Origin of the sequence: Streptomyces sp. CG4 (assembly GCF_041080655.1) — a bacterium.
GTDB lineage: Bacteria > Actinomycetota > Actinomycetes > Streptomycetales > Streptomycetaceae > Streptomyces.
Genome location: NZ_CP163525.1, coordinates 7,517,910 through 7,544,641 on the forward strand (window position 1 = coordinate 7,517,910; position 26,732 = coordinate 7,544,641).

General features: G+C 72.3%; 23 protein-coding genes, 1 tRNA gene and 1 pseudogene. 12 read left to right on the plus strand and 13 right to left on the minus strand.

Features of this window, described 5'->3' with window-relative positions:
- Positions 1–25 precede the first annotated feature (25 nt).
- Positions 26–544: a gluconokinase gene (locus AB5L52_RS34370; RefSeq protein WP_369367563.1), complete on the minus strand. Its 519-nt coding sequence runs from the start codon at positions 542–544 to the stop codon at positions 26–28.
- Between the two features lie 141 nt (positions 545–685).
- Between AB5L52_RS34370 and AB5L52_RS34375 the strand changes: the two genes are divergently transcribed.
- The gene (locus AB5L52_RS34375) at positions 686–1,387 is read left to right on the plus strand and encodes a FadR/GntR family transcriptional regulator (protein ID WP_351022044.1); all 702 of its coding nucleotides are present in this window, start codon (positions 686–688) and stop codon (positions 1,385–1,387) included.
- A 10-nt stretch (positions 1,388–1,397) separates the two neighbouring features.
- Here the strand turns inward: AB5L52_RS34375 and AB5L52_RS34380 are convergent, their stop codons facing one another.
- Positions 1,398–1,772 (minus strand): YchJ family protein, encoded by a 375-nt coding sequence (locus tag AB5L52_RS34380; RefSeq protein ID WP_369367564.1) that lies wholly within the window; start codon positions 1,770–1,772, stop codon positions 1,398–1,400.
- A gap of 89 nt (positions 1,773–1,861) precedes the next feature.
- Between AB5L52_RS34380 and AB5L52_RS34385 the strand changes: the two genes are divergently transcribed.
- Positions 1,862–2,179, plus strand: coding sequence for a dsRBD fold-containing protein (locus AB5L52_RS34385; protein WP_351022038.1), 318 nt, complete (start codon positions 1,862–1,864; stop codon positions 2,177–2,179).
- Positions 2,180–2,185: 6 nt separating this feature from the next.
- On the opposite strand, the gene polX is transcribed toward AB5L52_RS34385, so the two are convergent.
- The 4 genes from polX to AB5L52_RS34405 form a co-directional block, all read right to left on the minus strand.
- Positions 2,186–3,907, minus strand: coding sequence for a DNA polymerase/3'-5' exonuclease PolX (gene polX / locus AB5L52_RS34390; RefSeq protein WP_369367565.1), 1,722 nt, complete (start codon positions 3,905–3,907; stop codon positions 2,186–2,188).
- Positions 3,908–3,916: 9 nt separating this feature from the next.
- The gene (locus tag AB5L52_RS34395) at positions 3,917–5,254 is read right to left on the minus strand and encodes a M1 family metallopeptidase (RefSeq protein WP_369367566.1); all 1,338 of its coding nucleotides are present in this window, start codon (positions 5,252–5,254) and stop codon (positions 3,917–3,919) included.
- 80 nt (positions 5,255–5,334) lie between these two features.
- On the minus strand, positions 5,335–9,303 hold the full coding sequence (locus tag AB5L52_RS34400) for a Pls/PosA family non-ribosomal peptide synthetase (protein ID WP_369367567.1): 3,969 nt from the start codon (positions 9,301–9,303) through the stop codon (positions 5,335–5,337).
- Positions 9,304–9,578: 275 nt separating this feature from the next.
- Positions 9,579–9,666 (minus strand) — tRNA-Leu (locus AB5L52_RS34405).
- Between the two features lie 216 nt (positions 9,667–9,882).
- On the opposite strand from AB5L52_RS34405, the gene AB5L52_RS34410 reads away from it, so the two are divergent.
- The 3 genes from AB5L52_RS34410 to AB5L52_RS34420 all read left to right on the plus strand — a co-directional run bounded on the left by AB5L52_RS34410 (position 9,883) and on the right by AB5L52_RS34420 (position 12,616).
- The gene (locus AB5L52_RS34410; RefSeq protein WP_351022027.1) at positions 9,883–11,208 is read left to right on the plus strand and encodes a M20/M25/M40 family metallo-hydrolase; all 1,326 of its coding nucleotides are present in this window, start codon (positions 9,883–9,885) and stop codon (positions 11,206–11,208) included.
- Between the two features lie 146 nt (positions 11,209–11,354).
- Positions 11,355–11,588 carry a chaplin ChpH gene (chpH, locus tag AB5L52_RS34415; protein ID WP_351022024.1) on the plus strand — a complete coding sequence of 78 codons (234 nt, stop codon included), beginning with the start codon at positions 11,355–11,357 and terminating at the stop codon, positions 11,586–11,588.
- Between the two features lie 209 nt (positions 11,589–11,797).
- Positions 11,798–12,616, plus strand: coding sequence for a chaplin (locus AB5L52_RS34420; RefSeq protein WP_369367568.1), 819 nt, complete (start codon positions 11,798–11,800; stop codon positions 12,614–12,616).
- Between the two features lie 62 nt (positions 12,617–12,678).
- Here AB5L52_RS34420 and AB5L52_RS34425 read toward each other — a convergent pair whose 3' ends face one another.
- Positions 12,679–12,867 (minus strand): DUF5703 family protein, encoded by a 189-nt coding sequence (locus tag AB5L52_RS34425; protein WP_014671721.1) that lies wholly within the window; start codon positions 12,865–12,867, stop codon positions 12,679–12,681.
- A gap of 47 nt (positions 12,868–12,914) precedes the next feature.
- On the opposite strand from AB5L52_RS34425, the gene AB5L52_RS34430 reads away from it, so the two are divergent.
- Entirely contained in the window at positions 12,915–13,607 is a 693-nt protein-coding gene (locus tag AB5L52_RS34430; protein ID WP_351022018.1) for a hypothetical protein, read from the plus strand.
- 121 nt (positions 13,608–13,728) lie between these two features.
- Here the strand turns inward: AB5L52_RS34430 and AB5L52_RS34435 are convergent, their stop codons facing one another.
- Both AB5L52_RS34435 and AB5L52_RS34440 read right to left on the minus strand, forming a co-directional pair.
- Complete coding sequence (locus AB5L52_RS34435; RefSeq protein WP_369367569.1) at positions 13,729–16,203, minus strand: helix-hairpin-helix domain-containing protein; 2,475 nt, start codon at positions 16,201–16,203, stop codon at positions 13,729–13,731.
- Positions 16,200–17,183 carry an aldo/keto reductase gene (locus AB5L52_RS34440; RefSeq protein WP_351022013.1) on the minus strand — a complete coding sequence of 328 codons (984 nt, stop codon included), beginning with the start codon at positions 17,181–17,183 and terminating at the stop codon, positions 16,200–16,202. The genes AB5L52_RS34435 and AB5L52_RS34440 overlap by 4 nt, the downstream gene beginning before the upstream one ends.
- 158 nt (positions 17,184–17,341) lie before the next feature.
- Here AB5L52_RS34440 and AB5L52_RS34445 point away from each other — a divergent pair, with 158 nt between their 5' ends.
- Complete coding sequence (locus AB5L52_RS34445; protein WP_369367570.1) at positions 17,342–18,397, plus strand: LLM class F420-dependent oxidoreductase; 1,056 nt, start codon at positions 17,342–17,344, stop codon at positions 18,395–18,397.
- A gap of 266 nt (positions 18,398–18,663) precedes the next feature.
- The gene (locus tag AB5L52_RS34450; protein WP_351022009.1) at positions 18,664–19,452 is read left to right on the plus strand and encodes a ferritin-like domain-containing protein; all 789 of its coding nucleotides are present in this window, start codon (positions 18,664–18,666) and stop codon (positions 19,450–19,452) included.
- Between the two features lie 31 nt (positions 19,453–19,483).
- Here AB5L52_RS34450 and AB5L52_RS34455 read toward each other — a convergent pair.
- Positions 19,484–20,513 (minus strand): annotated as a pseudogene (locus tag AB5L52_RS34455) (magnesium and cobalt transport protein CorA).
- Positions 20,514–20,575: 62 nt separating this feature from the next.
- Between AB5L52_RS34455 and AB5L52_RS34460 the strand changes: the two are divergent.
- The 4 genes from AB5L52_RS34460 to mshC all read left to right on the plus strand — a co-directional run bounded on the left by AB5L52_RS34460 (position 20,576) and on the right by mshC (position 24,150).
- Complete coding sequence (locus AB5L52_RS34460; protein WP_369367571.1) at positions 20,576–21,274, plus strand: histidine phosphatase family protein; 699 nt, start codon at positions 20,576–20,578, stop codon at positions 21,272–21,274.
- 98 nt (positions 21,275–21,372) lie between these two features.
- Entirely contained in the window at positions 21,373–21,963 is a 591-nt protein-coding gene (locus AB5L52_RS34465; protein WP_351022003.1) for a DUF3090 domain-containing protein, read from the plus strand.
- Entirely contained in the window at positions 21,927–22,766 is an 840-nt protein-coding gene (locus AB5L52_RS34470) for an SCO1664 family protein (protein ID WP_369367572.1), read from the plus strand. The genes AB5L52_RS34465 and AB5L52_RS34470 overlap by 37 nt, the downstream gene beginning before the upstream one ends.
- Positions 22,767–22,920: 154 nt before the next feature.
- The gene (gene mshC, locus AB5L52_RS34475; RefSeq protein ID WP_369367573.1) at positions 22,921–24,150 is read left to right on the plus strand and encodes a cysteine--1-D-myo-inosityl 2-amino-2-deoxy-alpha-D-glucopyranoside ligase; all 1,230 of its coding nucleotides are present in this window, start codon (positions 22,921–22,923) and stop codon (positions 24,148–24,150) included.
- Positions 24,151–24,265: 115 nt separating this feature from the next.
- Here mshC and AB5L52_RS34480 read toward each other — a convergent pair whose 3' ends face one another.
- From AB5L52_RS34480 to AB5L52_RS34490, 3 genes are all read right to left on the minus strand, one after another.
- Positions 24,266–25,270, minus strand: a complete 1,005-nt coding sequence (locus AB5L52_RS34480; RefSeq protein ID WP_351567389.1) for a PAC2 family protein — start codon at positions 25,268–25,270, stop codon at positions 24,266–24,268.
- Between the two features lie 164 nt (positions 25,271–25,434).
- On the minus strand, positions 25,435–26,106 hold the full coding sequence (locus tag AB5L52_RS34485) for a FadR/GntR family transcriptional regulator (RefSeq protein WP_351021993.1): 672 nt from the start codon (positions 26,104–26,106) through the stop codon (positions 25,435–25,437).
- 67 nt (positions 26,107–26,173) lie between these two features.
- Positions 26,174–26,719 (minus strand): SMI1/KNR4 family protein, encoded by a 546-nt coding sequence (locus AB5L52_RS34490; RefSeq protein ID WP_369367574.1) that lies wholly within the window; start codon positions 26,717–26,719, stop codon positions 26,174–26,176.
- Positions 26,720–26,732: the final 13 nt, after the last annotated feature.

Below are 26,732 nucleotides of genomic sequence, written 5' to 3' on the forward strand. Positions count from 1 at the left end.
GGACGAGGGGGAGGGGGGGTGCGTACTACTCGGTGGTGTCGGGAAGCGCCTCAAGGGCCCGCACGGCGCGCTCGGTGATCTCCTCGGGGCCGCCGCCGACATCCACGGCGACTCCGGCCTCGTCCGGCTCCAGGGGCTGCAGCGTGGCGAACTGGGAGTCCAGCAGCGCCGTCGGCATGAAGTGCCCCTGCCGCTGGGCCATCCGGTCCTCGATCAGCTTCCGGTCGCCGGTGAGATGCACGAACACGATGCCGGGGGCGGCGGCCCTGAGCCGGTCGCGGTACGACCGCTTCAGCGCCGAGCTGCTGACCACCCCGCCCAGTCCGGCCCGCCCGTGCGCCCAGTGACCGATGGCATCCAGCCAGGGCCGGCGGTCGCTGTCGTCGAGCGGGACGCCGGCCGCCATCTTGTCGATGTTGGCCTGCGGGTGGAAGTCGTCGCCCTCGGCGTACGGGACGCCCAGCCGCGCGGCGAGCAGGGGACCGATCGTGGTCTTGCCCGTCCCCGCGACGCCCATCACGACGACGACCTGGGGGGTTCGCATGAACTGCCTCGCTGTCTTCCTCGACATCCGACGCCACGTCGGCGTCGGCACACTGAAACCCATTAGGTACGACGAATTCAAGGGTGTGTGACATATAAGTCTGACTTTTTAGGGCGGTGATCCACGCCGTACGCTGAGTGCATGACCACACCGGGCCGGGGGCTGCACGGCCATGTCCTGGACACCCTCGGCCCCGCGATCACCGCCGGCGAGTACCCGCCGGGCAGCGTGCTGCGCACGGACGAACTCGCCCAGCACTTCGAGGTGTCACGCTCCGTGATGCGCGAGGCGGTCCGCGTGCTGGAGTCCATGCACCTGGTCGAGTCCCGCCGCCGGGTGGGTGTGACGGTCCGGCCGAAGGCCGAGTGGAACGTCTACGACCCGCAGGTCATCCGCTGGCGCCTCGCGGGCGCCGACCGGCCCCACCAGCTGCGCTCACTGACCGTGCTGCGCTCGGCGGTCGAACCGGTCGCGGCCGGCCTCGCCGCCAAGCACGCCACGGCCGAGCAGTGCGCCGAACTCACCGAGTGCGCGCTCGGCATGGTGGCCCACTCGCGCGGCCACGAACTGGAGGCGTACCTGATCCACGACGTCGCCTTCCACCGGGTCGTCCTGACCGCCTCCGGCAACGAGATGTTCGCCCGGCTCGGCGACGTCGTCGCGGAGGTCCTGGCCGGCCGCACCCACCACGAGGTCATGTTCGAGGACCCCGACCCGGCGGCGGTCACCCTGCACGTACAGGTCGCGGAAGCCGTCCGTGCCGGTGACGCGACCCGCGCCGAACAGCTGACCAGGGAGATCACCATGGGCGCGCTCCAGGAACTGGACATCCTGGCGCCCTGACCGACGGACGTCAGTCGAGGAAGTCCCCGTCCACGTACACCCACGCCCCGTCCACCCGCTCGAAGCGGCTGCGCTCGTGCAGCGAACCGCCCCGGTAGGAGGCGCGGAACGTCACCGTGCCCGTGGTGTGGAAGGCGGACCCGTCGGTGCGGTCGAGGATCTCCAGCCCCGTCCACTTCATCCGCGGGTCGAGGTCCAGGGTCTCGGGCCGGGTCCGCGGATGCCAGGTGCGCAGCAGATACCCCGCGTCCCCCGTCACGAACGCGCTGTACCGGGACCGCATCAGCAGCTCGGCGCTCGGCGCGCTCACCGGTCCCGCGTGGAAACGGCCGCAGCAGGCGTCGTAGGGCCGGGGGAGTCCGCAGGGGCAGGCACGCGAGGTCATGGGCCCATTCTGCCCGCAGCAGGAGAGGCGTCCGCCGCGGGCCGGATGCACAGTGGAAGGGCAGCGCAGCACAGTGAGGAGGAACGGCCATGACCCGACCCGCGAGGAGCCGTCCTCCGGCCGTCAAGGAGTGGCGGCTGAACCTGTATCTGTCCGAGCACGACCCGGACACCACCGCCCGGATCGTCCTGGACACCGGGGACAACGTCCTGGAGAGCTGCGCCGAGGCCCGCCGCAGCCCGTACGACCCCGACGTACCGGAGATCGGCGACGAACTCGCGGCCGGGCGGGCGCTCATCGCCATGGGCCGGATCCTGCTGCGTGCCGCCGACGGGGACATGAAGGCGGTGGGCTCGAACGAGAAGGACGGCCCGTCGCCGCTGTGGATGGACCGGCAATGGGAATGACGCCGCTCATCTCCCCTTGCGCAGGAACGCGCGCAGCCGGGTCAGCGGCCAGGTGTTGATCACGTCGTCCCGGGTGAGCCAGCCACGCTGCGCCGTGCCGACGCCGTAGCGCAGCTGCGCCAGGTGCGGGACGGCGTGGGCGTCGGTGTTCACGGCGAACTTCACACCGTGCCCGCGGGCCCGCAGGATGTCCTCGTCGCACAGGTCGAGCCGGTCCGGCTGGGCGTTCACCTCCAGCGCGGTGCCGGTGCGCGCGCACGCCGCGAACACCTCGTCCCAGTCGGCGTTGACGCCCGGCCGCTTGCCGATCAGCCGGGTCGTCGGGTGCCCGAGGATGGTGACGTACGGGTTCTCGCAGGCCCGCACCAGCCGCCGGGTCATGGCCTTTCGGCCCAGGTCGAAGTGCGAGTGCAGGGAGGCCACGCACAGGTCGAAGCCGGCCAGGAACTCCTCCGGCCAGTCCACCTCCCCGTCCGGGTCGATATTGAGCTCCGTGCCGTGCAGCAGCCGCATCTTGTGGTGGGTGCCGTCCAGCTCCCGCAGCCGCTCCCGCTGGGCGAGGATCTTCTCGTCGGTCATGCGCTGCATGTACAGGTTGGGCGCGTGGTCGGTGACCGCGTAGTACTTGTACCCGCGCTCGGCGGCCGCCGCCACCATCTCCTCCAGCGGGGCGAGGCCGTCCGTGAGATCGGTGTGGGTGTGCAGGTCACCGCGGATGTCCCGCTCGGTCACCACCTCGGGCAGCTCGCCGTGCAGGGCCGCCTCGATCTCCCCGCGGTCCTCCCGCAGCGTCGGCGCGATCCACGGCAGCCCGAGCCGGGCGTACACCTCCTCCTCGCTGCGGGAGGCCAGCGAGTCCCCGCTCTCGGCGTCGAACAGGCCGTACTCGGAGAGCTTCAGCCCCTGGTGCACCGCGATGGTGCGGGTACGGATGTTGTGCGCCTTCGAGCCGGTGAAGTACTGCATCGCGGCACCCCACGACTCGGGCGGCACCACCCGCAGATCCACCTGGAGCCCCTTCGCGGTGCGCACCGACGTCTTCTTCGTGCCGCGCGCGATGACCTCCGCGGTGGCGGGCAGCTCGCACAGCGCCGCCATGAACCGGTCCGACCGCTTCGCCGCGACCAGCACGTCCAGATCCCCGACGGTCTCCCGCATCCGGCGCAGCGAACCGGCGTAGGCACAGCGCGTGCAGCCGGTCACCCCGGACAGCTCGGCGACGATCTCCTCCGCGGTGTCCAGGGCCAGCGACAGCGGCACCCGGGCGCCCGCCTGCTGGAGCAGCTCGATGCCGTGCCGGATGTTGTCCTGCGTCTTCTCGCCGAAGCCCTTCAGATCGGCCAGCGCGTCCGCCTCGATCGCCGAGGTCAGCTCACTCACCGAGGAGATGTGCAGGTCCTCGTAGAGCCGCAGTGCCTTCTTGGGGCCCAGACCGGGGATGGTGATCAGCTCGCGGACCCCGGCGGGGATCTTCGCGCGGCGCTCCTCGACCACCGCCATCTTCCCCGTGCGCAGATACTCGATCACCTTGTCGGCGATCGACCGGCCCACGTTCGGGATCTCCTTCAGGCCGTCCGCGTCCAGCTTGGCGATGTCGGCCGGATAGCCGCCGATGGCACGCGCCGCCTTCTCGTAGGCGCGCGCCTTGAAGGCGTCGCCTCCCGTGATGGCGATGAGGTCCGCGTACTCCCGCAGGAGCGCCTCGACCTCGTCATTGGGCCGGGCCACCCCTCAAGTCTAGGGAAGGTTGCCGGGCATCGGCAGCGGCGGCAGCTTCGCCCCGTGCACCCACGCCTGGAACAGCCCGTCCAGCGGCTCATCGGCGAACCGGGCCACATGCTCGGTGAACACCGCCGTCGTCACCGTCCCGTTCCGGTGCAGCCGCACCCAGGCGCGCAGCATGCGGAAGAACGCGTCGTCGCCGAGCGCGCAGCGCAGCGCGTGCAGGACCAGACCGCCGCGCTCGTAGAGCCGGTCGTCGAACATCGACCGGCGCCCCGGATCGGCGAGCCGCAGATCCTGCGGCAGCCCGGCCAGCAACCGGTGTGCGGCGGCCGCGAGTTGCTGCGCGCTGCGGCCGCCCGAGCGCTCGGACCACAGCCACTCCGCGTACTTGGCGAAACCCTCGTTCAGCCAGATGTGCCGCCAGTCGGCTATGGACACACAGTTGCCGAACCACTGGTGCGCCAGCTCGTGCGCCACCAGCCGCTCCGAACCGCGGGCGCCGTCCACGTGGTTGGAGCCGAACAGCGACAACCCCTGTGCCTCGACCGGCACATCGAGCTCCTCCTCGGTCACCGCGACCGCGTACTCCTCGAACGGGTACGGCCCGAACAGCTCCTGGAACAGCTCCATCATCGCGGGCTGCCGCGCGAAGTCCCGGGAGAACTCCGGCAGCAGATGAGCCGGGATGTGCCCGTGCTGCGGCACCCCGCCCGGCCCCGGATCGCCCAGCAGCACCGTCTGGAACTTGCCGATCGCGAGCCCGACGAGATAGCTCGACGTGGGAGCGGACTGCTCGTACACCCAGGTGGTCGTCGACGCCTTCGTCGTCCGGGTCAGCAGCCGCCCGCCCGAGACCACCGCGTACGCCGACGGCGTGGTCACCGAGATCAGATACGACGCCTTGTCGGCGGGCCGGTCGTTGCACGGATACCAGGACGGCGCCCCGATCGGCTGGCTCGCCACCAGCGCCCCGTCCGCCAGTTCCTCCCAGCCGATCCCGCCCCAGGGGCTGACCACCGGTTTCGGGTTCCCGGACCAGTGCACCTCGACGGTGAAGGCGGCCCCGGCCCGCAACGGCTTCGCCGGCTTCACCCGCAGCCTGCCGCCCCGGTGCGTGTAGTGCGGCTGCCGGCCGTCCACCCGGATCCGGCCGATCTTGAAGTCGGCCAGATTGAGCTGGAACTCGGGCAGCGGCGCCCGGCCCGCGATGGCGTTGATCCGCGCGGTGCCCGCCAGCCGGTTCGGGCCCGGGCGGTAGTCCAGCGTGAGCTCGTAGCGGTGCACCCGGTAGCGGGCGTCACCGTTGTCCGGGAAGTACGAGTCCGGACCGACCGACTGCTGAACTGCCACTGCTGTGTCTGCTCCCTGCGCTGTGCCACCACTCTGTGCCGGTGCATCCCGCACCCGCTGCCGACCCGAGCGGCCCGCGCTCAGGAACGCCACGCCTCGATCGGGTTGCCGAGCCAGCGGGTGTCGTCCGGGACGGACTCGGCTGCCATGACGAGCGACGCGGGACCCAGGGTCGCACGCGCCCCGACCGCGCTGCCGGGCAGCACGATCCCGCCAGGGCCCAGCGTGGCGCCCTCACGGAGAACCACAGTATCCGTCCGCAAGATCCGGTCGTGGAAGAGGTGGGTCTGCAGGACGCAGCCACGGTTCACGGTCGCGGCGTCCTCCAGGGTCACCAGGTCCGTCTCCGGCAGCCAGTAGCTCTCCACCCACACGCCCTTGCCGATGCGCGCGCCGAGCCCGCGCAGCCATGCCGTCATCACCGGCGTGCCCGGCACGGCCCCGGCCAGCCACGGCACCGCCAGCACCTCGACGAACGTGTCCGCGAGCTCGTTGCGCCACACGAAGGAGCTCCACAGCGGATGCTCCCCGGCCCGGTGCCGCCCCACGAGCAGCCACTTCGCGAGGACCGAGACGACCGCCGCGGCCACACCCGCCCCGAGCAGCACCACACCCGACAGCGCCCACGCCCACGGGCCCAGCGCACACAGCGCCGCCACCGTCGCCGCGGCCAGCGCCGCCGAGCACAGCACCGGCACGATCCGGCACAGCTCCACCAGCCCGCGCGCCCACAGGAGCCGGGCCGGCGGGTCGTACGTACGGCTCTGGTCCCCGTCGGCGGTGCTGCGCGGCAGCTTCACCGGCGGCAGCCCCAGATACGAGGTGCCCTTCTTCGCCTTCTTCGGCGTCGCCGACAGCACACCGACCAGGCCGCCGTCCGGCACCCGCCGCCCCGGCGCGGTCATCCCCGAGTTCCCGAGGAACGCCCGCCGCCCGATCCGCGCGTGCCCGATCCGCACCCAGCCGCCGCCCAGCTCGTACGGCGCGGTCAGCGTGTCGTCCGCGAGGAACGCGCCCTCGCCGACGGTGGTCAGGCTCGGCAGCGCCAGCACGGTCGACACCTCGGCGCCCCGCCCGATCCGCATCCCCAGCAGCCGCAGCCACACCGGCGTGACCAGCCCGGCGTACAGCGGGAACAGGGTCTCGCGGGCCCGGTCCATCAGCTGGGTCACAGTCCACGCCTGCCAGCCGACCCGGCTGTGCGTCGGATGCGTGCCCTCCCGCAGCCCCAGGCTCAGCAGCCGTACGGAGACCAGGATCAGCAGCGCGTACGCCAGCCCGTAGGCCAGCGTGGCCGGGACCAGCCCGAGCGCGGCCCCGCGCAGCGCCTGGGCGAGGGAGCCGCCGGGCGTCACGAAGAGCCGGGCGACCAGCAGCGCGGCCCCGCCGGCGAGCAACGGCAGGGCACTCAGCGCGAGACCGGTGATGCCGTACATGACCCGCCAGTACGTGCCCCGCTGCGGGCGTTCCTTGGGCCAGTTGCGCTTGGCCTTGCCCAGCTTGACCGCGGGCGCGCCCGCCCACCGCTGACCGGTGGGCACCTGCCCGGACACCGCGGAACCCGGCGCCACCTCGGCCCGCTTGCCGACCCGGGCGCCCGGGAAGAGCATGCTGCGGGTGCCGACGACGGCGTGCGCGCCGACCTTGACCGTGCCGATCTCCAGCCGGTCGCCGTCCAGCCAGTACCCGGACAGGTCGACCTCGGACTCGACGGCCGCGCCCCGGCCCACCTTGAGCAGGCCGGTGACCGGCGGCAGCGAGTGCAGATCCACCTCGGGCCCGATCCTGGCGCCCAGCGCCCGCGCGTACCGCTCCAGCCAGGATCCGGTCAGCGTGGTGGCCCCGCTGAACTCGGCCAGCCGCTCGGCGGCCCACAGCCGCAGGTGCACGCTGCCGCCCCGCGTATACCGCCCGGGTGCGAGGCCCCGCAGCAGCAGCCGCGCCCCGCCCGCCGCGACCGCGATCCGGCCGGGCGGGGTGAAGAACAGCAGCGCACCGGCCGCGAGCAGCCACCAGGGGGCGGTGGGCAGCCAGCCGTAGCCGGGCAGCAGGTTCCCGACGGCGGCCAGGGCCAGCGTCCAGCGCAGCCCGAGCAGGGTGACCAGCGGGACGAGCAGCAGGAGCTGCAGCGCCTGGGCGCGGACCGGGACCGGCGCGACCGTCCGCCGCGCGCCGTCGTCCTGCACGGACGCCTCCAGCCGCCGCGCCAGCTTGCGCAGGACGGGCTGCTGGTAGATGTCGAGGACGGCGACGCTCGGGTAGCGGGTGCGCAGCCGGGTGGTGAGCTGGGCGGCGGCGAGGCTGCCGCCGCCGATCGCGAAGAAGTCGTCGGATGCGCCGGTCACCGGGATGCCCAGGACCTCCGCCCACTGCTCGGCGAGCCAGGCCTCGGTGCCGTACAGATCGGCCTTGGGGGTCTCCACACCCTCCAGCGGCCAGGGCAGGGCGCTCCGGTCCACCTTCCCGGACGTCCGGGTCGGCAGCTCGGCGACGGGCGCGAGCAGCGGCACCAGCGCGGCGGGCAGCGCGGCCCGCAGCTTCTCCACGGCGGCCGCGTGGTCCCAGCCGTCCTGGGTGACGACATAGCCGACGAGTAGCTGATTGCCGCTGCGGGCGGTGCGCACGGCGGCCGCGGCCCCCGCCACCCCGGGCAGCGCCTGCAGCGCGGCATCCACCTCGCCCAGCTCGATCCGCCGCCCGCCGAGCTTGATCTGCTCGTCGGCCCGCCCCAGGAAGACCAGCCCTTCGGGATCGGCCTTGACCAGGTCACCGCTCCGATAGGCCCGCTCCCAGCCGAGGGATTCCAGCGGCGCGTACTTCTCCGCGTCCTTCTCGGCGTCGAGGTACCGCGCGAGCCCGACCCCGCCGATCACGAGCTGCCCGCTGCCGCCCATGGCCACCGGTTCCCCGGCGTCATCCACGACGGCGAGCTCCCACCCGCCCAGGGGCAGCCCGATCCGGATGGGCTCCTCGCCGGTGAGCAGCGCGGCGCAGGCCACGACGGTCGCCTCGGTCGGCCCGTAGGTGTTCCACACCTCGCGCCCCTCGGTGACCAGCCGCTGCGCCAGTTCGGGCGGGCAGGCCTCGCCGCCGAAGATCAGCAGCCGTACGTCGTTGAGGGTTTCGGGCTCCCACAGCGCGGCCAGCGTGGGCACGGTGGACACGACCGTGATCTCCTGCTCGACCAGCCACGGCCCGAGATCGGCACCGCTCCTGACCTGCGACCGTGGCACCGGCACCAGACAGGCGCCGTACCGCCAGGCCAGCCACATCTCCTCGCAGGACGCGTCGAAGGCGACCGACAGCCCGGCCATGACCCGGTCGCCGGGCCCGATCGGCTCCTCGGTCAGGAACAGCGCGGCCTCGGCATCCACGAAGGCGGCGGCGCTGCGGTGGGTGACGGCGACGCCCTTGGGCTTCCCGGTGGACCCGGAGGTGAAGATGATCCAGGCGTCGTGCTCGGCACCGGGCCGCGCGGCGGGGGAGCCGGAGGCGCCGTGCGCGGTGCCGGTTTGGCTGATGGTGCCGACGTGGCTGACGGTGCCGGCCTGGTCGACGGTGCTGGCGTGGCCGATGGTGTCGGCGTGGTCGGCGACGGCGTGCCCGGTGACGGTGATGCCGTGCCCGGCGCCGATGACCGCCCGCACCCCGGCCTCCCCGAAGACCAGCTCGGCCCGCTCGTCCGGGTCCTCGGCATCGACGGGGACATAGGCGGCACCGGCGGCGAGGACGGCGAGGATCGCGACGTACAGCTCATTGGTCCCCGAGGGAACCCGCACCCCGACCCGGTCCCCGAGCCCGACCCCCTCGCCCGCCAGCCGCTGCCGCAGCCGCTCCACCTCGACGGCCAGCGCGCGGTAGGTGAGGCATGCCGTACCGTCGTCCAGGGCGGGCTCGTCCGGGTGGGACCGCACGGTCGCGTCGAAGAGGTCGACCAGGGTGCGCGGCGAGGCCGCGGGACCCGCGGAGAACCGCGCCCGGTCGCCGAACTGCGTGCGGATCTCTTCGTCGAGCAGGCCGAGAGCGCTGCTCTCGTCTATGGCTGCCATCAGGTCCTCACGTCGGTTCGGCCGAAGTCACAAACCAGAAATTTTAGTACGACGCTAGGCGCAGGCTCTTCGTCCGGCCACTCGGCAGGGCCCTGCCCGCGGCCGCGGGGGACCCGGCCCGACGCCCCTGAGCTGCCGTTCCGCACCCCGCACGAGACATGCCCCACACACCGCCAAGGAGCGGACATCCAGGGGCAGTTCGCGGGGAGCGGGGCCCTCGGGCGGGCCGGTGCGGAGGACACGAAGAAGGCCCCTGCGTGAGCAGGGGCCTTCGATGGTGTCCGAGGGGGGACTTGAACCCCCACGCCCGATAAAGGGCACTAGCACCTCAAGCTAGCGCGTCTGCCATTCCGCCACCCGGACAAGGTGTCTGTCGTGCGGGGAAAGCCTTTCGGCGGGGTTTCCCTCGCGGCGACGAAGGAAACATTACCAGGCTTTCGAGGGCGGCTGATCACCCCCCGCCCCGGCGGCCGGTCGCGCGTGAACGGTGTGTGACGGGCCGAGACCGGTCTTGGGCCGCGGCCGGGGGAGAGGGAGGATGAGGAGGACCACCAGCAGCGACAGCGCGGGAGGAAGCACGTGAGCGAGACGGACACGGCCAGGAGCGTCACCGGTGAGGACGAGGTCGTGGACCTCTGCCGCGAGCTGATCCGGTTCGACACCAGCAACTACGGCGACCACTCCGGCCCCGGCGAGCGCCAGGCCGCCGAGTGGACCGCCGAGAAGCTCGCCGAGGTCGGGCTGGAGCCGAAGATCTACGAGTCTCACCCGGGCCGCGCCTCGACCGTGGCTCGCATCGAGGGCGAGGACCCGTCCCGGCCCGCGCTGCTGATCCACGGGCACCTGGACGTCGTACCGGCCAACGCCGACGACTGGACCCACCATCCGTTCTCCGGCGAGGTCACCGACGGGTGCGTGTGGGGGCGCGGGGCCGTCGACATGAAGGACATGGACGCCATGACCCTCGCGGTCGTGCGCGACCGGCTGCGCAGCGGCCGACGGCCCCCGCGCGACATCGTGCTCGCCTTCCTCGCCGACGAGGAGGCCGGCGGCACCTACGGCGCCCGGTACCTGGTGGACCACCACCCCGAGCTGTTCGAGGGCGTCACCGAGGCGATCAGCGAGGTGGGCGGCTTCTCGTTCACGGTGAACGAGCAGCGCCGGCTCTATCTGATCCAGACGGCCGAGAAGGGCATGCACTGGATGAAGCTGACCGTGGCCGGCACCGCCGGGCACGGCTCGATGATCCACCGGGACAACGCCATCACCGAGCTGTCCGAGGCCGTCGCCCGGGTCGGCCGGCACAAGTTCCCGGTGCGGGTCACCAAGACCACCCGGGCCTTCCTCGACGAACTCGGCGACGCGCTCGGCACCGAGCTGGACCCCGAGAACATGGAGGCCACGCTCGCCAAGCTCGGCGGCATCGCCAAGCTGATCGGCGCGACCCTCAGCAACACCGCCAACCCCACACAGCTGAACGCCGGCTACAAGGTCAACGTCATCCCGGGCGAGGCCACCGCGCACATCGACGGCCGGTTCCTGCCCGGCTACGAGGAGGAGTTCCTCGGCGACCTCGACCGGCTGCTCGGCCCCAACGTCCGGCGCGAGGACGTGCACGCCGACAAGGCGGTCGAGACCGGCTTCGACGGGGCACTGGTGGAGGCCATGCAGTCCGCGCTGCTGGCCGAGGACCCCACCGCCAAGGCGATCCCCTACATGCTCTCCGGCGGCACCGACGCCAAGTCCTTCGACGACCTCGGCATCCGCGGCTTCGGCTTCGCCCCGCTGAAGCTGCCGCCGGAGCTGGACTTCGCCGGCATGTTCCACGGCGTGGACGAGCGCGTGCCGGTCGACGGGCTGCGGTTCGGGGTGCGCGTACTGGACCGGTTCATCGACGCGTCGTGAGGTTCTGGGCCCAGATATTCGGGCGCGCGTACGGGGGTGACTGGAACGGGTGAATGCGACGATCGGTTCGTAGCTTCATTAGTTCCTCCTCGTTACAGGTGATGTGACTCCGCACCTTGGGGTCGCATTGCCAACAAGGAGGAATAATGATCAAGAAGGTCGTCGCTGCTGCGGCTGCCACCGGTGGGCTGGTTCTCGCGGGCGCGGGCCTCGCTGTCGCAGACGCCGGAGCCCAGGGTGCCGCCGTGAACTCCCCGGGCGTTGTCTCCGGCAACGTCGTTCAGGTGCCCGTGCACGTTCCCGCGAACGTCTGCGGCAACACGATCAACGTGGTTGGGCTCCTGAACCCCGCCTTCGGCAACACCTGCGTCAACAAGTGACGACGACCTCCTGAGGGGGGCGTCTTTTTCGAGCCGTCGGCCCCGGAGTGCGTGCCATGCGCTCCGGGGCCGACCGGTCTCTTGCGCGGACACATGATCCGCGAGGTTCGCAATGCAAGGCAACGCATCGCTACGCAGTGCAATGCAATGCAATGCAATGCGACGCAATCGCGAGGCACAGCAGGATCGAAGGCAGGGGAAATCAGAACATGCGACAGGGCACCCGCAAGGGCCTGATGACGATGGCGGCAGCCACCGGTGTGATCGCCGCCGCGAGCGGCTATGCCCACGCCGACGCGGGCGCGTTCGGCACCGCCGCCGGCTCTCCCGGCGTACTGTCCGGCAACACCGTGCAGGTGCCGGTGCACGCGCCGGTGAACGTGTGCGGCAACACCGTGAACGTCGTCGGGCTGCTCAACCCGTCCGCGGGCAACAAGTGCGCCAACGACGGTGGCGCTTCGGGGGGACACGGCGGTTCCGGCGGCTCGCACGCGGGCGGGCACACCGGCGGCTCGCCCGGCATCGGCTCCGGCAACACGGTGCAGGTGCCGATCGACGTCCCGGTGAACGTCTGCGGCAACAGCGTGAACGCCGTCGGGGTCGGCAACGCCACCACGGGCAACGACTGCGCCAACGGAGGCGGCGGCGGGCACACCCAGCCGCCGGGCGGCGGCCACGGCAACCCGCCCGGACAGCCGGGCCACCCTGGGCATCCCGGTCACCCGGGGCACCCGGGCCATCCCGGTCACCCGGGGCATCCGGGCCACCCCGGTCACCCGGGGCACCCCGGTCAGCCGGGCCACCCGGGGACCCCGCCCGGTAAGGGCGGTCACACGCCCCACGGCCCCCAGGGGTCCCACGGGTCCACGCCGGGCCATCAGCAGGGTGGTCCCTCCACCCAGCCCCTGACCAACGGTCAGCTCGCGCACACCGGCAGTGATCTGCCGGTGGGCCTCGCGCTGCCGGCCGGTGCGGGCGCGCTGCTCGCGGGCGCGGTGCTCTACCGCAAGGCCCGGGCCACGGCGTAGTACGGCAAACGGAGCGGGCCCCGCCGATGCCGGCGGGGCCCGCTCCGTTCAGCTGTCCAGGCTCACCATGTGGCACGCACCTGGCGGATGATCCGCCGGCGCAACCGCACCCTGCGGCTGCCGTCGCGCAGCAGGCTCAGTCGGTCCAACTCCCAGTGTCCGTACTCGGCATGGTCCGTCAGCAGACGTGTCGCCTCCTTGCGGGACACCCCGCGCGGTACATACACGTCGACAAATTCGTATTCCGGCATCGCATCTATTGTGCGGGCTGGGGCCCGGTACGGATAGCGTCTGCACTATGTCTGATGCTGCGCAGCCCACCGCTGCCGAGGTACGCGCCGCCGCCGAGGCGGTCAAGACCGCCCTGGATCGTCATCTGGCGGCCGTCGAACGCAGGTCGGGGGAGGACGACCCGGCTGTCTTTGAGGCGTTCAACCAGCTGGCCGCGGCCGCCGAGGTGTACGACGAGCTGCTCTACGACCGCTACGACGAGGTCACACCCTTCGAGATCCCCGGGTCGGAGGAGCTGCCGCCGTACGCGGGTCCCGAGGAACCGAACGCGATCAGCGTGCTGATCCGCCGCGACTACGCCGTGGCGGAACCGCAGCGGCTGCTGGCTCAGGCCCAGCGGGTCGAGGCGGCGGAGTACGAGGCCGCGGGCGGCCTGCCCGAGGACGCCGCCAGTACGGTTCCGGGCGCGCTCGGCATCCTGTTCGGCGAGTTCGAGCCGGACGAGATCGCTTCCCGGCACAAGGAGTTCGGCCTGGAGGAGGGCGACTCCACGCTCTGGGTCACCGCGGCGGACGAGGCACCCGAGGCGGGCGAGTGGCTGGGGGCGCCGTACGACCACATCGATCCGCAACGGGTGGTGTGCCGGTTCGACGTGAGCGCGGTGTTCGACGACGACTCCGACGACGGCGACGAGGAAGACGATCTCGAATTCGTCGAGGACGAGGCCGAGGATCTGGAGCCGCTGGACGCCGAGAAGTGAGCGGAGCCGGCGGTGCCGAGTCCGGCAGTGCCGATCCCGGCGGTGCCGGGTGGCCTGGAACGGGCTCGGCACCGCCGGATTCCGCCGCCGCGGCCGAGCGCCGTGGCGGTGGAAGAAGGGTCTATCCCGGGACCTGCGTGCGCAGCAGCGTCTGCAAGCGGGTCGTGCGGGGCTTGGCCGGGGTCTCCGCCACCGCCTTCGGCAGAGCCTGTTCCACCCCGTGGACCACGGACAGATGCCGCTCCGCCCGGCCGAACGCCGTGTACACCCAGGGTCTGCTGAGCGCCTGCGCCGCATCGCCGGGCAGCACCACGACCGCCGCCGGCCAGCGCGCGCCCACCGCCTGGTGCGCGGTCAGCGCCCAGCCGTGCCGTACGGTGCCCTCCACCCGCTCGCGCGGTACGACCACCGGGGCGTCAGCGCACGTCAGGTGTAGTCCGTCCGCGTCGGCCTTGACGACCACACCCGGCACCGTACGACCCGGCGCGGGAGAGTAGGCGATCCGGTCACCGGGGTCGAAGCCGCCGAAGCGGCCGGGACCGGGGTTGAGGCGTTCCTTCAGCGCGGAGTTGAGGACACGGGTGCCCGCGGCGCCGCCATGTCCCGGGGTGATCACCACGGTCTGGTCGGCCGGGACCCCGATCGCCCGCGGCACCGAGTCCGCGACCAGCTGCACCGTCCGGTGCACGGCCTCGCCCGCGTCCCGCACCGGGACGATGACGATCTCCTTGCCGGGGGCCGCGACCTGGTTCAGCTCGCCGATGCCGATGCCGGAGACCAGCTCGCCGATCGGGCCCGGGTCGGGCCGGCGGGAGGCCGGCTGCGGGCAGACGCGTGCGGCGAGCAGATCGGCGAAGACCCGCCCAGGACCGGCCGACCACAGCACCGCCGGGTCACCGCTGAGCACCAGCCGGGCCCCGTCGGGCAGGGACTCCACCAGCATCGCGGCGCTCTCCACGTCGAGCTGCGGGGCGTCCAGCACGATCAACAGGTCCAGTTCCAGCGCGCCGTCCGGGTCCCGGCCCGGCCCCTCGGTGCCGGACAGCAGACCGGCGACCGTACCCACGGCCTGCTCCGCCGGGTCCGCTCCCTGCAGCGCGGTGAGGCGGTGACGTCCGTCGGGGGTGTGGCAGACGGCGAACGCCCGCAGGCCCGCGGCGCGTGCGGCACCGAGCAGCGCGGCCGGTTCGGCGCGGGCCGCCTCCCCGCCGGTGTGCAGCACCAGGCCGTGCCCGGCCACCGCGCGGACCAGTTCGGCCGCCCCGCCGGAGACGCCGCCGGCAGCCGTCTGCCAGGCCTGATCGGTCTCCTTGGACAGCGAGTTGACCAGCCGGGCCAGGCCGTCGGCGAGGCTCTCCTCGGCCAGCGCGTACCGCTCCAGGCCGACGAGGACCCGGACCGGGCGCTCCTCCTCCTCGCCGTCTTCCGCCTCCTGCGGGGCAGCGGCTCCCGGCTCCTCCAGGGCGTCCTGGAAGGCCAGGGCCTCGCCCTCCGCGAGCGTGCTCTGCACCGCCGCGTCCGGGTCCGGCACGCCCTGCCGGCCGAGCGCCGCGGTGAGCGTGGGCAGCTCCAGCGCGGTGTGCCCGGCCAGGGCCGCCTGCTCCAGCAGCCAGACGGTGAGCGCTCGGCCGCGCCGCTCGTCGCCCGGACCGCAGTCGGCGCCGAGCAGCGCCCGTGCGAACCCGTCGGCCTGGTCGGGCCGTACGCCGCCGACCCGCAGCAGCTGCCAGGGGTCCTCGCGCAGCGCCGCATCGGCGCCCTCGCCGAGCGCCGCGGCCACCTGGGCAGCCAGGGCCTCGGGCGCGCCGCCCTCGGCCAGCACCCGGCGGACGCTCTCCACCGTCTCCGGCGCGGGGGCGCCGGGGGCGACGGCGGCCGGGGCGGGTGCGGGCTGCGGCCGGCGCACGGGCTCCGGGGCCGGGCGGCGCGGCGCCGGAGACGGCTCGGCGAACGCCGTGGCCACCGGCTTCTCACCGCTCTCCACCGCCCGCACCGCCGCGAGCAGGTCGGCCGCCTTGCCGCTCAGCTTGGTGCCGCTCTCGATCGGCACCTTCTTCTCCGCCCTGCGCCGCTCGATCCGCTCCCGCTCGACCCGCTGCGCCGCCAACTCGGCCTCGGCCTCGGACACTTGGGCCCCGCCGCCGTCACCACTCCCGGCGCCACTGTCCCCACCCGAACCGGTCTCGCCCTCGGCAGCCTCGCTCGTGCTTGAGCCTTCGGCACCGCGCCCGTCGTTCGCGTCCGCGACACCGTCTGCGGGGATCGCGCCGTCGTCGGCCTGGCTCGCGTCCAGACCTTCGGCACCGCCGTCGTCGTCCGAACCGGTCTCGCCGCCGGCCTCGCTCCTGCTCGCGCCGTTGGTACCGGCGTTGCCACTCGCGCCCGATTCGCCGTCCGCGCCTTCGGTACCGCCGTCGCCGTCCGAGGCGGTCTCGCCCTCGGCGGCCTCGCTCGTGCCCACGCTGTCCTCGCCCCCGCTCACCTCGGCGCCGTCCGCGCGGCTCTTCGCGGGTGCGGGGGTTTCCGCGCCCGAGGTCTCGGGTGTGTCCGGCGTGCCCGGTCCGGCTTTCTCCGTGGTCTCCGGCTCCGTGCTCACAGCGTGCTCCAGTCGTGATCGGGATAGCGGTGCACGGGCGCCGACACATCGTCCAGCGCCCGGCAGATCTCGTCAGGAAGACTAAGGGCCTCCACTGACAATGCGGCCGTGAGCTGCTGCGCGTTGCGCGCGCCCACGATCGGCGCGGCAACGCCGGGCCGGTCCCGGACCCAGGCGAGGGCCACCTGCAGCGGGGTGACGGCGAGCCCGTCGGCGGCCGTCGTCACCGCGTCGACGATCCGGGTCGCCGTGTCGTCGAGGTAGGGCTCGACGAAGGGCGCGAGGTGCTCGGAGGCGCCGCGCGAGTCCGGCGGAGTGGTGTGCCGGTACTTCCCGGTCAGCACGCCCCGGCCGAGCGGGGAGGAGGGCAGCAGACCGACGCCGAGGTCCAGTGCGGCGGGCAGCACCTCGCGCTCCACGCCCCGCTGCAGCAGTGAGTACTCCATCTGCGTGCTGGCCAGCCGGGTCCGGACGCCGGGCGCGGCGAGCTGCCAGGTGGCCGCCTTGGCGAGCTGCCAGCCGCAGAAGTTGGAGACGCCGGCGTAGCGGGCGCGGCCGCTGCTCACCGCTATGTCCAGGGCCTGGAGCGTCTCCTCCAGTGGGGTGTCGGGGTCGTAGGCATGGACGTGCCACAGGTCGACGTGGTCCGTGCCCAGGCGGGTCAGGGAGGCGTCGAGCGCGCCGAGCAGATGGCCGCGGGAGCCGTCGAAGCGGCGGTCGGGGTCGGGGACGCTGCCCGCCTTGGTGGAGATCACCAGGTCCCGGCGCGGCACCAGCCCGTCCATCAGCTGCCCGAGCAGATACTCCGCCTCTCCGTCGCCGTACACGTCCGCGGTGTCGACGAGCGTGCCGCCGGCCTCCCAGAACGCCTTCAGCATGTCCGCGGCGTCGTGCTCATCGGTGTCCCGGCCCCAGGTGAGGGTGCCGAGTCCGATCCGGGACACGCGCAGGCCGGTACGGCCGAGATGCCTCTGCTCCATGCGGGCGAGATTACTGGCCAGAACCCGTGCGGTGGGTGGCCTGTGGACAACCGAATCGGTTGCGGGCGCCTGGTGCCGTGGCCCGAGTACTGCCCCGGGCCCCACCCCCGCGCTAAGGTCGGCCCCACAGGGACGTTACTGATCGGTAAGGGGAACGCATGCGGCTCGGGATCAACCTCGGCTACTGGGGTGCCGGGATGGACGCGGACAATCTGGCGGTCGCGCAGGAGGCCGACCGGCTGGGCTTCTCGGTGTGCTGGGCCGCCGAGGCCTACGGCTCCGACGCGGCGACGGTCCTGTCCTGGGTCGCCGCGCAGACCGAGCGCATCGACGTCGGCTCGGCCATCTTCCAGATCCCGGCCCGCCAGCCCGCGATGACGGCGATGACCGCGGCCACCCTCGACTCGCTCTCCGGCGGCCGCTTCCGGCTCGGCCTCGGCGTCTCCGGCCCGCAGGTCTCCGAGGGCTGGTACGGCGTCAAGTTCGACAAGCCGCTGGCCCGCACCCGCGAGTACGTGGAGATCGTGCGCAAGGCGATGACCCGGGAGCGGCTGACGTACGAGGGCCAGCACTGGACGCTGCCGCTGCCCGGCGGCCCGGGCAAGCCGATCAAGCTGACCGTGCACCCGCAGCGCGAGCACATCCCGCTCTACATCGCCGCGATCGGCCCGAAGAACCTGGAGCAGACCGGCGAGATCGCCGACGGCGCCCTGCTGATCTTCCCCTCCGCCGACCACCTCGAGGACACCACGCTCAGGTACCTGCGCGCGGGCCGCGAGAAGGCGGGCAAGACGCTCGACGGGTTCGATGTGTCCCCGACCCTGCCGCTGGCCGTCGGCGACGACAAGGACGTGGCCCGCCTCGCCGACACCTTCCGCCCCTACACCGCGCTGTACGTCGGCGGCATGGGCAGCGCCAAGCAGAACTTCTACAACCAGCTCGCCCAGCGCATGGGATACGAGAAGGAGGCCGCCGAGATCCAGCAGAAGTACCTGTCCGGCGACAAGCAGGGCGCCGCGGCCGCGATCCCGCAGAACCTCATCGACAGCACGACGCTGCTCGGCTCCGTCGACCGGATCGCCGACCGCATGAAGGCCTACGCCGCCGCCGGAGTCACCACGCTCAACCTGTCGCCCGCCGGCTTCACCCTGGAGGAGCGGATCGCCTCCCTGCGCGCCGGCGGCGAGGCCCTGGAACGCACCGGACTGGCCTAGACAGCTTCAGCGGCCGTGGTGGGGGCTCGGGGGTCTTCCCCGCCACGGCCGTCACCGGAAACAACGCGCCGGGCGTCGCACGGTTACGACACCGGCATTCCTTCTTTCGGCCGAGTCACCCGACACCCGTGTTGCGACCCCCCTCTGCCCGCAATTGACTAGTTCTTTGCGGAATGTCGCGAAGAGTGTCCCATGCGAAGGGCGCCGCGTGCCCGGAGCGCTGACCGTCGCGGAGTGCTGAGGAACCGTCCGGAGAGGTGGCGTCCATGCTGTCGGCCAGGAGTCTGTTCCAGGAGATCCTCGACAACGACGACTCGTTCCGGCTCTTCTGCTCCATCGCCGCCGGCGGGGAGTCCCAGGGCGGCTGGGAGAACGGCCGGATCGCCGCTCTGGTACCCGGCGGCGCACGCGGACTGGCCCCGAAGATCGCCCGCCACGGCGCCGACGAGGACAAGCACGGACGCATCTTCCACGCCCTGTTGAGGAAGCGCGGGCTCGCCCCCGTCGCCGTACCGCCCGAGACCGACTACACGATGCTCCTGGAGCGCAGCGGCATCGGCCTGGCCCACGACAGGCTCCGGCGGGACGAGCCGCTCACCGTGCCGGACATCATCGTCTACCTCTCCCACAGCCGGGTCACCGAACAGCGCGCCGCCGACCAGATGGTGATGCTGCGCCGCTGCTTCGGCGACCATCCCGAGGTCGGCAAGGCCGTCCGCCTGATCTCGGACGACGAGGACAACCACCTCGCCTACACCCACGAGGAACTGCTCCGGTTCGCCGCCGCGGGGCACGGCCGGCTGATCCGGCACACCCTGCGCACATGTGTCCTCGCCGAGATCCGCGTCTACCGGGACGTCAGCCTCGCCGTGATGGCCCACATGGGCCGCATCCTCGGCTGGCCGAGGGCGAAGTCCGTCGTCCTCGCGGCCGGCATCCACGCCCTGTACGGCTACGAGCGCCTCGCCGGCTGGCGCCGCATGGTCGCCCTCCGCATGCCCGAGCGCCGCGACGCCCTCGGCGGCCCCGCCGCTCCCGCCCACGAGTTCGCCTGACACACATCAAGGCCCTCACAGCTCAAGGCCGTCACAGCCAGCCGCGCTGCTTGAACAGCCGGTACAGCAGCACCTCCAGGGCCGCCATCAGCAGGATCACCGCCGGGTACGACCACAGCCAGTGCAGCTCCGGCATGTGGTCGAAGTTCATGCCGTAGATACCCGCGATCATCGTGGGGACCGCGGCCATCGCCGCCCACGAGGAGATCTTCCGCATGTCGTCGTTCTGCCGCACGCTCATCTGCGCCAGATGCGCCGCCAGCACGTCCGACACCAGCCGGTCCAGGGCCTCCACGGACTCGTTCACCCGCATCAGGTGGTCGCCGACGTCCCGGAAGAACGGGCGCGCCTTGTCGTGCACGAAGGGCACCGTGCCGCCGAACGGTCCGGTGCCCGCCAGCCGGGTCAGCGGCAGCGCCAGCGGGCCGGTGGCCCGGCGGAACTCCAGGATCTGCCGTTTGAAGCCGTAGATCCGGGACGCGGTGTGGCGCGAGCCGCCGCCCTCCGGCCGGAACACCTCCGCCTCCAGCTCCTCCAGATCGTTCCCCAGCTCCGTCGCCACGTCCAGATAGTGGTCGACGACGGCGTCGGAGATCGCGTACAGCACCGCAGTCGGGCCCTTGTCGAGCATCTCCGGCTCCTCCTCCAGCCGGTGCCGTACGGCGGCCAGCGGCGAGAACTCGCCGTGGCGGACGGTGACCACGAAGCAGTCGCCGATGAAGACCATGATCTCGCCGGTCGAGACGGTGTCGCTGTCGGCGTCGTACCGGACCGGTTTCAGCACCATGAACAGCGAGTCGTCGAACACCTCCAGCTTGGGCCGCTGATGGGCGTTGAGGGCGTCCTCGACCGCTGGGGGCACCTCCCATGCCCGTTCAGGGCTATGGGGGAGGATGCAGCGCGAACTCCTGAGTGACCAGGTCGAACTCGCGCTCGGACGGCTCGTACAGGCCGATCCACACGAAACCGCCCGCCGCCCGCGCCTCGGTGAGCGCGTCGGACAGGTCCTCCGGACCCTCGGTACGGATCCCGTGCCGGTAGACGGCGCAGTCGACGATCACGGAGCGCATTCTCCCTTCGCCCGGTCACCCATGCATGTGATGATGCGCCTACCCTGGGCCGCATGCCCACGCTGATCCTCGTCAGGCACGGACGTTCCACCGCCAACACCTCCGGGGTACTCGCCGGCTGGACGCCCGGCGTCACCCTGGACGAGCGCGGCGCCGCACAGGCCGCCGCGCTGCCCGCACGGCTCACCGCGCTGCCGCTCTCCGAGGTCGTCACGAGCCCCCTGCAGCGCTGCCAGGAGACCCTGCGGCCGCTGCTGGAGGCCCGCCCGGGCCTGCGCGTCCACGTCGACGAACGGATCGGGGAATGCCACTACGGCGACTGGTCCGGCCGCAAGCTCGCCGAGCTGAAGGACGAACCCCTGATGGAGATCGTCCAGGCCCACCCGTCGGCCGCCGCGTTCCCCGGCGGCGAGTCCCTGCGCGCCATGCAGACCCGCGCCGCCGAGGCCGTACGCGAGTGGAACGCGCGCGTGGAGCGCGAGCACGGCGCCGACGCCGTCTACCTGATGTGCTCCCACGGTGACATCATCAAATCCCTGGTCGCCGACGCTCTCGGCCTCCATCTCGACCTGTTCCAGCGGATCTCCGTGGAACCGTGTTCCGTCACCGCGATCCGCTACACCCGCCTTCGGCCGTTTCTCGTTCGCCTCGGCGACACCGGGGATTTCGCGTCGCTCGCCCCGCGCGAGGAAGCTGGTGAGGAAGCCGGTGAGGGCGACGCACCGGTCGGGGGTGGTGCGGGCGCACCGTGATCGTCCGCCGCAGTAGGGTGAAGCGGTCCGCACCGTCGCTCATCCGCCCGCTGAGCCTCCCGCACCGCTGAAACTCTCGAATCCAATGGAGACAGGACGTGTCCCGTCAGGTGTTCCTCTACGACCCGCCGGACCGCTTCGTGGCCGGCACGGTCGGACTGCCCGGACGCCGTACGTTCTTCCTCCAGGCCGTCGCAGGCTCCCGGGTGACCAGCGTGGCCCTGGAGAAGACCCAGGTGGCCGCGCTCGCCGAACGCATGGACGAACTGCTCGACGAGGTCGTACGGCGTAGTGGCGGCAGCGCCGCCGTCCCCGCCGTGGCGCCCACCGAGGTCGCCGACACCGCCCCGCTGGAGACCCCCATCGACGAGGAGTTCCGCGTCGGCACCATGGCGCTGGCCTGGGACGGCGAGGAACAGCGCATGATCGTCGAGGCGCAGGCCCTGGTGGAGCTGGACGCCGACACCGAGGAGGACCTCGCCGAGGCCGAGGAGCGACTGCTGCAGGACGAGGAGAACGGGCCCCCGATGCTGCGGGTCCGGCTGACCGGCGCGCAGGCCAGGGCCTTCGCCAAGCGCGCCCTCGACGTCGTCAACGCCGGGCGGCCGCCGTGTCCGCTGTGCAGCCTCCCGCTCGATCCGGAAGGACATGTATGTCCGCGCCAGAACGGATACCGCCGCGGAGCGTGACGGCTGCCGACACCGCGGCCGACGCGGCCGCCGCCGAACTGCTCGCGCGGGGTGAGCTGACCGTGCGCGGCCGGATCCGCGAGGCCTCCAACGCGGCACTGTTCTGCACGATCGCCCTGGACGGCCGGGAAGCCTCCTGCATCTACAAGCCGGTGGCCGGGGAGCGCCCGCTGTGGGACTTCCCCGAGGGCACCCTCGCCGGCCGCGAGGCGGCCGCCTACGAGGTCTCCGAAGCCACCGGCTGGGGGCTCGTCCCGCCGACCGTGCTGCGCGACGGGCCGTACGGCGAGGGCATGGTCCAGCTGTGGATCGACGTCCAGGCCGAGGCCGAGCTGCTCGCCCTGGTCGAGGCCGAGGAACCGGAGCCGGGCTGGAAGGCGATCGGCCTGGCCGAGGTCGGGGAGGGCCGCACCGCGCTCCTCGTGCACGCCGACGACGAGCGGCTGCGCCGGCTCGCCGTCCTCGACGCGGTGATCAACAACGCCGACCGCAAGGGCGGCCATCTGCTGCCCACCCCCGACGGCCGGCTCTACGGCATCGACCACGGCGTCACCTTCAACGTCGAGAACAAGCTGCGCACGCTCCTGTGGGGCTGGGCCGGGGAGCCGCTGACCGGCGAGGCCGTCGGCGTCCTCGGGGAACTGCGCGGAGCCCTCGGCGGGCCGCTGCGCGAGCGGCTCACCGGACTGATCACCCCGGGCGAGATCGATGCCACACGCGCGCGTGTCGACGCGCTGCTCACCGCGGGAGTGCACCCGGAGCCGAGCGGGGAGTGGCCCGCCATCCCCTGGCCGCCGGTGTGAACCCGCCGGTGTGAACGCATGGGCGTGAGCACGATCGGCGGCCACCGGCCGAACCCGGTGAGCACATTGGGCGCCGAGATGCAAGAGTGCCCAACCGGCCATCCGACGCGATCCCGTTCGTATACGCGGCCGACGGCCGGTTAGGCTCATGTACATGCATGCCTGGCCCGCTTCCGAGGTCCCCGCCCTGCCTGGTCAGGGCCGCGACCTGAGGATCCACGACACCGCGACCGGCGGCCTCGTCACCCTCGACCCCGGTCCCGTCGCCCGAATCTATGTCTGCGGCATCACGCCGTACGACGCGACCCACCTGGGGCACGCGGCGACCTACAACGCGTTCGACCTCGTGCAGCGCGTGTGGCTCGACACCAAGCGGCAGGTTCACTACGTCCAGAACGTCACCGACGTCGACGACCCGCTGCTGAAGCGCGCGGAGCGCGACGGCGTCGACTGGGTCGCCCTCGCCGAGAAGGAGACGGCCCTCTTCCGCGAGGACATGACCGCCCTCAGGATGCTCCCGCCGCGGCACTACATAGGCGCCGTCGAGGCGATACCCGGCATCGTCCCGCTCGTGGAGCGGCTGCGCGAACTCGGCGCGGCCTACGAGCTGGAGGGCGACATCTACTTCTCCGTCGAGTCCGACACGAACTTCGGCTCGGTCTCGAACCTCGACGCGGCCGCCATGCGGCTGCTGTCCGCCGAGCGCGGCGGCGACCCGGACCGCCCGGGCAAGAAGAACCCCCTCGACCCGATGCTGTGGATGGCCGCCCGCGAGGGCGAGCCCAGCTGGGACGGCGCCTCCCTCGGCCGGGGCCGGCCCGGCTGGCACATCGAGTGCGTGGCCATCGCCCTCGACCACCTCGGCATGGGTTTCGACGTCCAGGGCGGCGGCTCCGACCTCGCCTTCCCGCACCACGAGATGGGCGCCTCGCACGCCCAGGTGCTCACCGGCGAGTTCCCCATGGCCAAGGCCTATGTGCACGCCGGCATGGTCGCCCTGCACGGCGAGAAGATGTCCAAGTCCAAGGGCAACCTGGTCTTCGTCTCGGCGCTGCGCCGCGAAGGCGTCGACCCGGCCGCGATCCGCCTCGCCCTGCTCGCCCACCACTACCGCGCCGACTGGGAGTGGACCGACCAGGTCCTGACGGATGCCGTGGCCCGTCTCGGCCGCTGGCGCGCCGCCGTCTCCCGCCCCGACGGCCCCTCCGCCGACGCACTCGTCGAGGAGATCCGCGAGGCCCTCGCGAACGACCTGGACGCACCGGCAGCCCTCGCGGCCGTGGACCGCTGGGCGGAGCGGCAGGAGCAGGAGGGCGGCACGGACACGGGTGCGCCGGGCCTGGTGACGCGGGCGGTGGACGCCTTGCTGGGAGTGGCTCTCTAAGCGCCGAGCAGCCCCGCGGCCCAGAGGGACGCGGGGCCGAGTTCGCCGTGCGGCTGCCGCCGCGTGGGCGGAGAAGGGGCGGTTCCCCGCGTGGGAACCGCCCCTTTCCGTGCCCTCAGTCCTCCGAGTCGTCCTCGTCGTCGCCCTTCGCGTCGCCGCCCTTCGAACCGCCGGAGGCATCCGGCCGCGACGGCCGGGTCTTCCCGCTCGGGTTGTCCCGCAGCCAGGAGCCCGTGTCCCCGCCGTCCGCCGTCGCATGCCCGCCCGGAGGGGGAGGGCTGACGTCCCGGCGCCGCAGATACCGCTCGAACTCGCGGGCGATCGCCTCACCCGACGCCTCCGGCAGCTCCGCGGTGTCCCGGGCCTCCTCCAGCGTCTGGACGTACTCGGCGACCTCGCTGTCCTCGGCGGCCAGCTGGTCCACGCCCACCTGCCAGGCCCGCGCGTCCTCCGGCAGCTCGCCCTGCGGGACGCGCAGGTCCAGCAGGTCCTCCAGGCGGTTGAGCAGCGCCAGCGTGGCCTTGGGGTTGGGCGGCTGGGAGACGTAGTGCGGTACGGCCGCCCACAGCGACACCGCCGGGACCCCGGCGTGCGTGCACGCCTCCTGCAGGACGCCGACGATGCCCGTCGGGCCCTCGTACTTGGTCTCCTCCAGGTCCATCCGCTGGGCCAGTTCCGGGTCGGACGTGACCCCGCTGACCGGCACGGGACGCGTGTGCGGGGTGTCTCCGAGCAGCGCGCCCAGGATGACCACCAGCTCCACGCCCAGCTCGTGCGCGAAGCCGAGCAGCTCGTTGCAGAACGAGCGCCAGCGCATGGACGGTTCGATGCCGCGGACCAGCACCAGGTCGCGGGGCTTGTCGCCGCCGACCCGCACCACCGACAACCTGGTCGTCGGCCAGGTGATCTTGCGCACACCGCCGTCCATGAACACCGTGGGGCGGTTCACCTGGAAGTCGTAGTAGTCCTCGGCGTCCAGCGCCGCGAACACCTCGCCCTTCCACTCGCGTTCCAGATGCGCGACCGCCGTGGAGGCGGCGTCGCCGGCATCGTTCCAGCCCTCGAACGCGGCCACCATGACTGGGTCGATCAGCTCGGGAACCCCCTCCAGCTCGATCACCCAGTGCCTCCTTCCGACGTGCCCTCGCTTGACTCACCAACCTTACGGCGTCCGGCGGGGGCGCCCGCAGCCCCCTTGCGTGGGGGAGTGACCGGATCACTGCCCCGATCCCCACAGGGGAACACCCCCTGTCACCGGGAGCCCCGCCTGTCCCGCACAGGCGTTCACAGCGTGCTGCGCAGCCACTGCTCGACGCTCGCGATGTGCACGGTCGCCCAGGAGCGGGCCGCCTCCGCGTCCCGGTCGCGCAGCGCGGCCAGGATCGCCCTGTGCTCGCGCAGGGTGCGGCCCACCGCGTCCTCCTGGGTCAGCCCCCGCCAGATCCGGGCCCGCGTGGTCGGCCCCGACAACCCGTCCAGCAGCGAGCACAGCACCGAGTTGCCGGCGCCGCGCACGATGCCGCGATGGAACTCCAGGTCGGCAGCGACCAGCTCCTCCACCGAGGGCTCCTCGCCGAGCGCGTCCAACTGGGCGGACAGGGCGTCCAGTTGCTGCTCGCTGATCCGGAAGGCCGCCATCGCCGTCGCGGCCGGCTCCAGGATCCGGCGCACCGCGAGGAACTCCAGCACGGTGTCGTCGCGGTGGAAGTCCACGACGAAGCTCATCGCCTCCAGCAGCAGCTGCGGATCGAGGCTGGTGACATAGGTGCCGTCGCCTTGGCGCACGTCCAGGATCCGGATCAGCGACAAGGCACGTACGGCCTCCCGCAACGAGTTGCGGGACAAGCCCAGCTCGGCCGCCAGCTCGCTCTCCTTGGGCAGCCGGTCGCCAGGGCGCAGCGCACCGGAGACGATCATGTCCTTGATCTTCTCGATCGCCTCGTCGGTGACTGCCATGCCGGCCTCCTGTCGCCCGCCCCGTGCCTCAGACATCGGATGTCTCAGCACATTATGGGGCCGGGCATCAGGCGGCCGGGCCGTCGAACCACTCCCTGCCGTCCGCCCAGTGCCGCACCCAGCCGGCGAAGCCCGGCCCGGCGGTGGTGTGACCGAACTCCGCGCCGAACGGAACCGCACCCTCACCGGTGATCTGCCATATGTGACCCCGGTGAGGGCCACTCACGATCAGATGCCAGTCCATGCCGCAGCCGTCCGTGCCCAGCACGACCGACCCGTCACGGGCGACCTGTTCGATGACGGCGTCCGGATCCTCGTACCCCCCGTCGTCCCTCTCCCACAGCCACGTCCGGGTGAGCGGGAACGGCTCGCCCAGCCGCTGCTTGCCGCCGCCCTCGGCCAGTGCCACCAGCCCGTACTCCGGCGGTCCCTGGGACGAACCGTCCGTCACCTCCGCGACGAACGTGCGGTACGGCTCCGGCAGTATCACCCCGTGCTCCGCCTCGAAGGCCCGCACCGCCTCCCAGCCCAGCGCCGACGCGCCCCCGTCGCCGACGCCGAACGCCTCGCGCAGGGCCGCGAGTTCCGCCGGATCCACCTGATCGCTGTTCATGCCCCCATGGAAG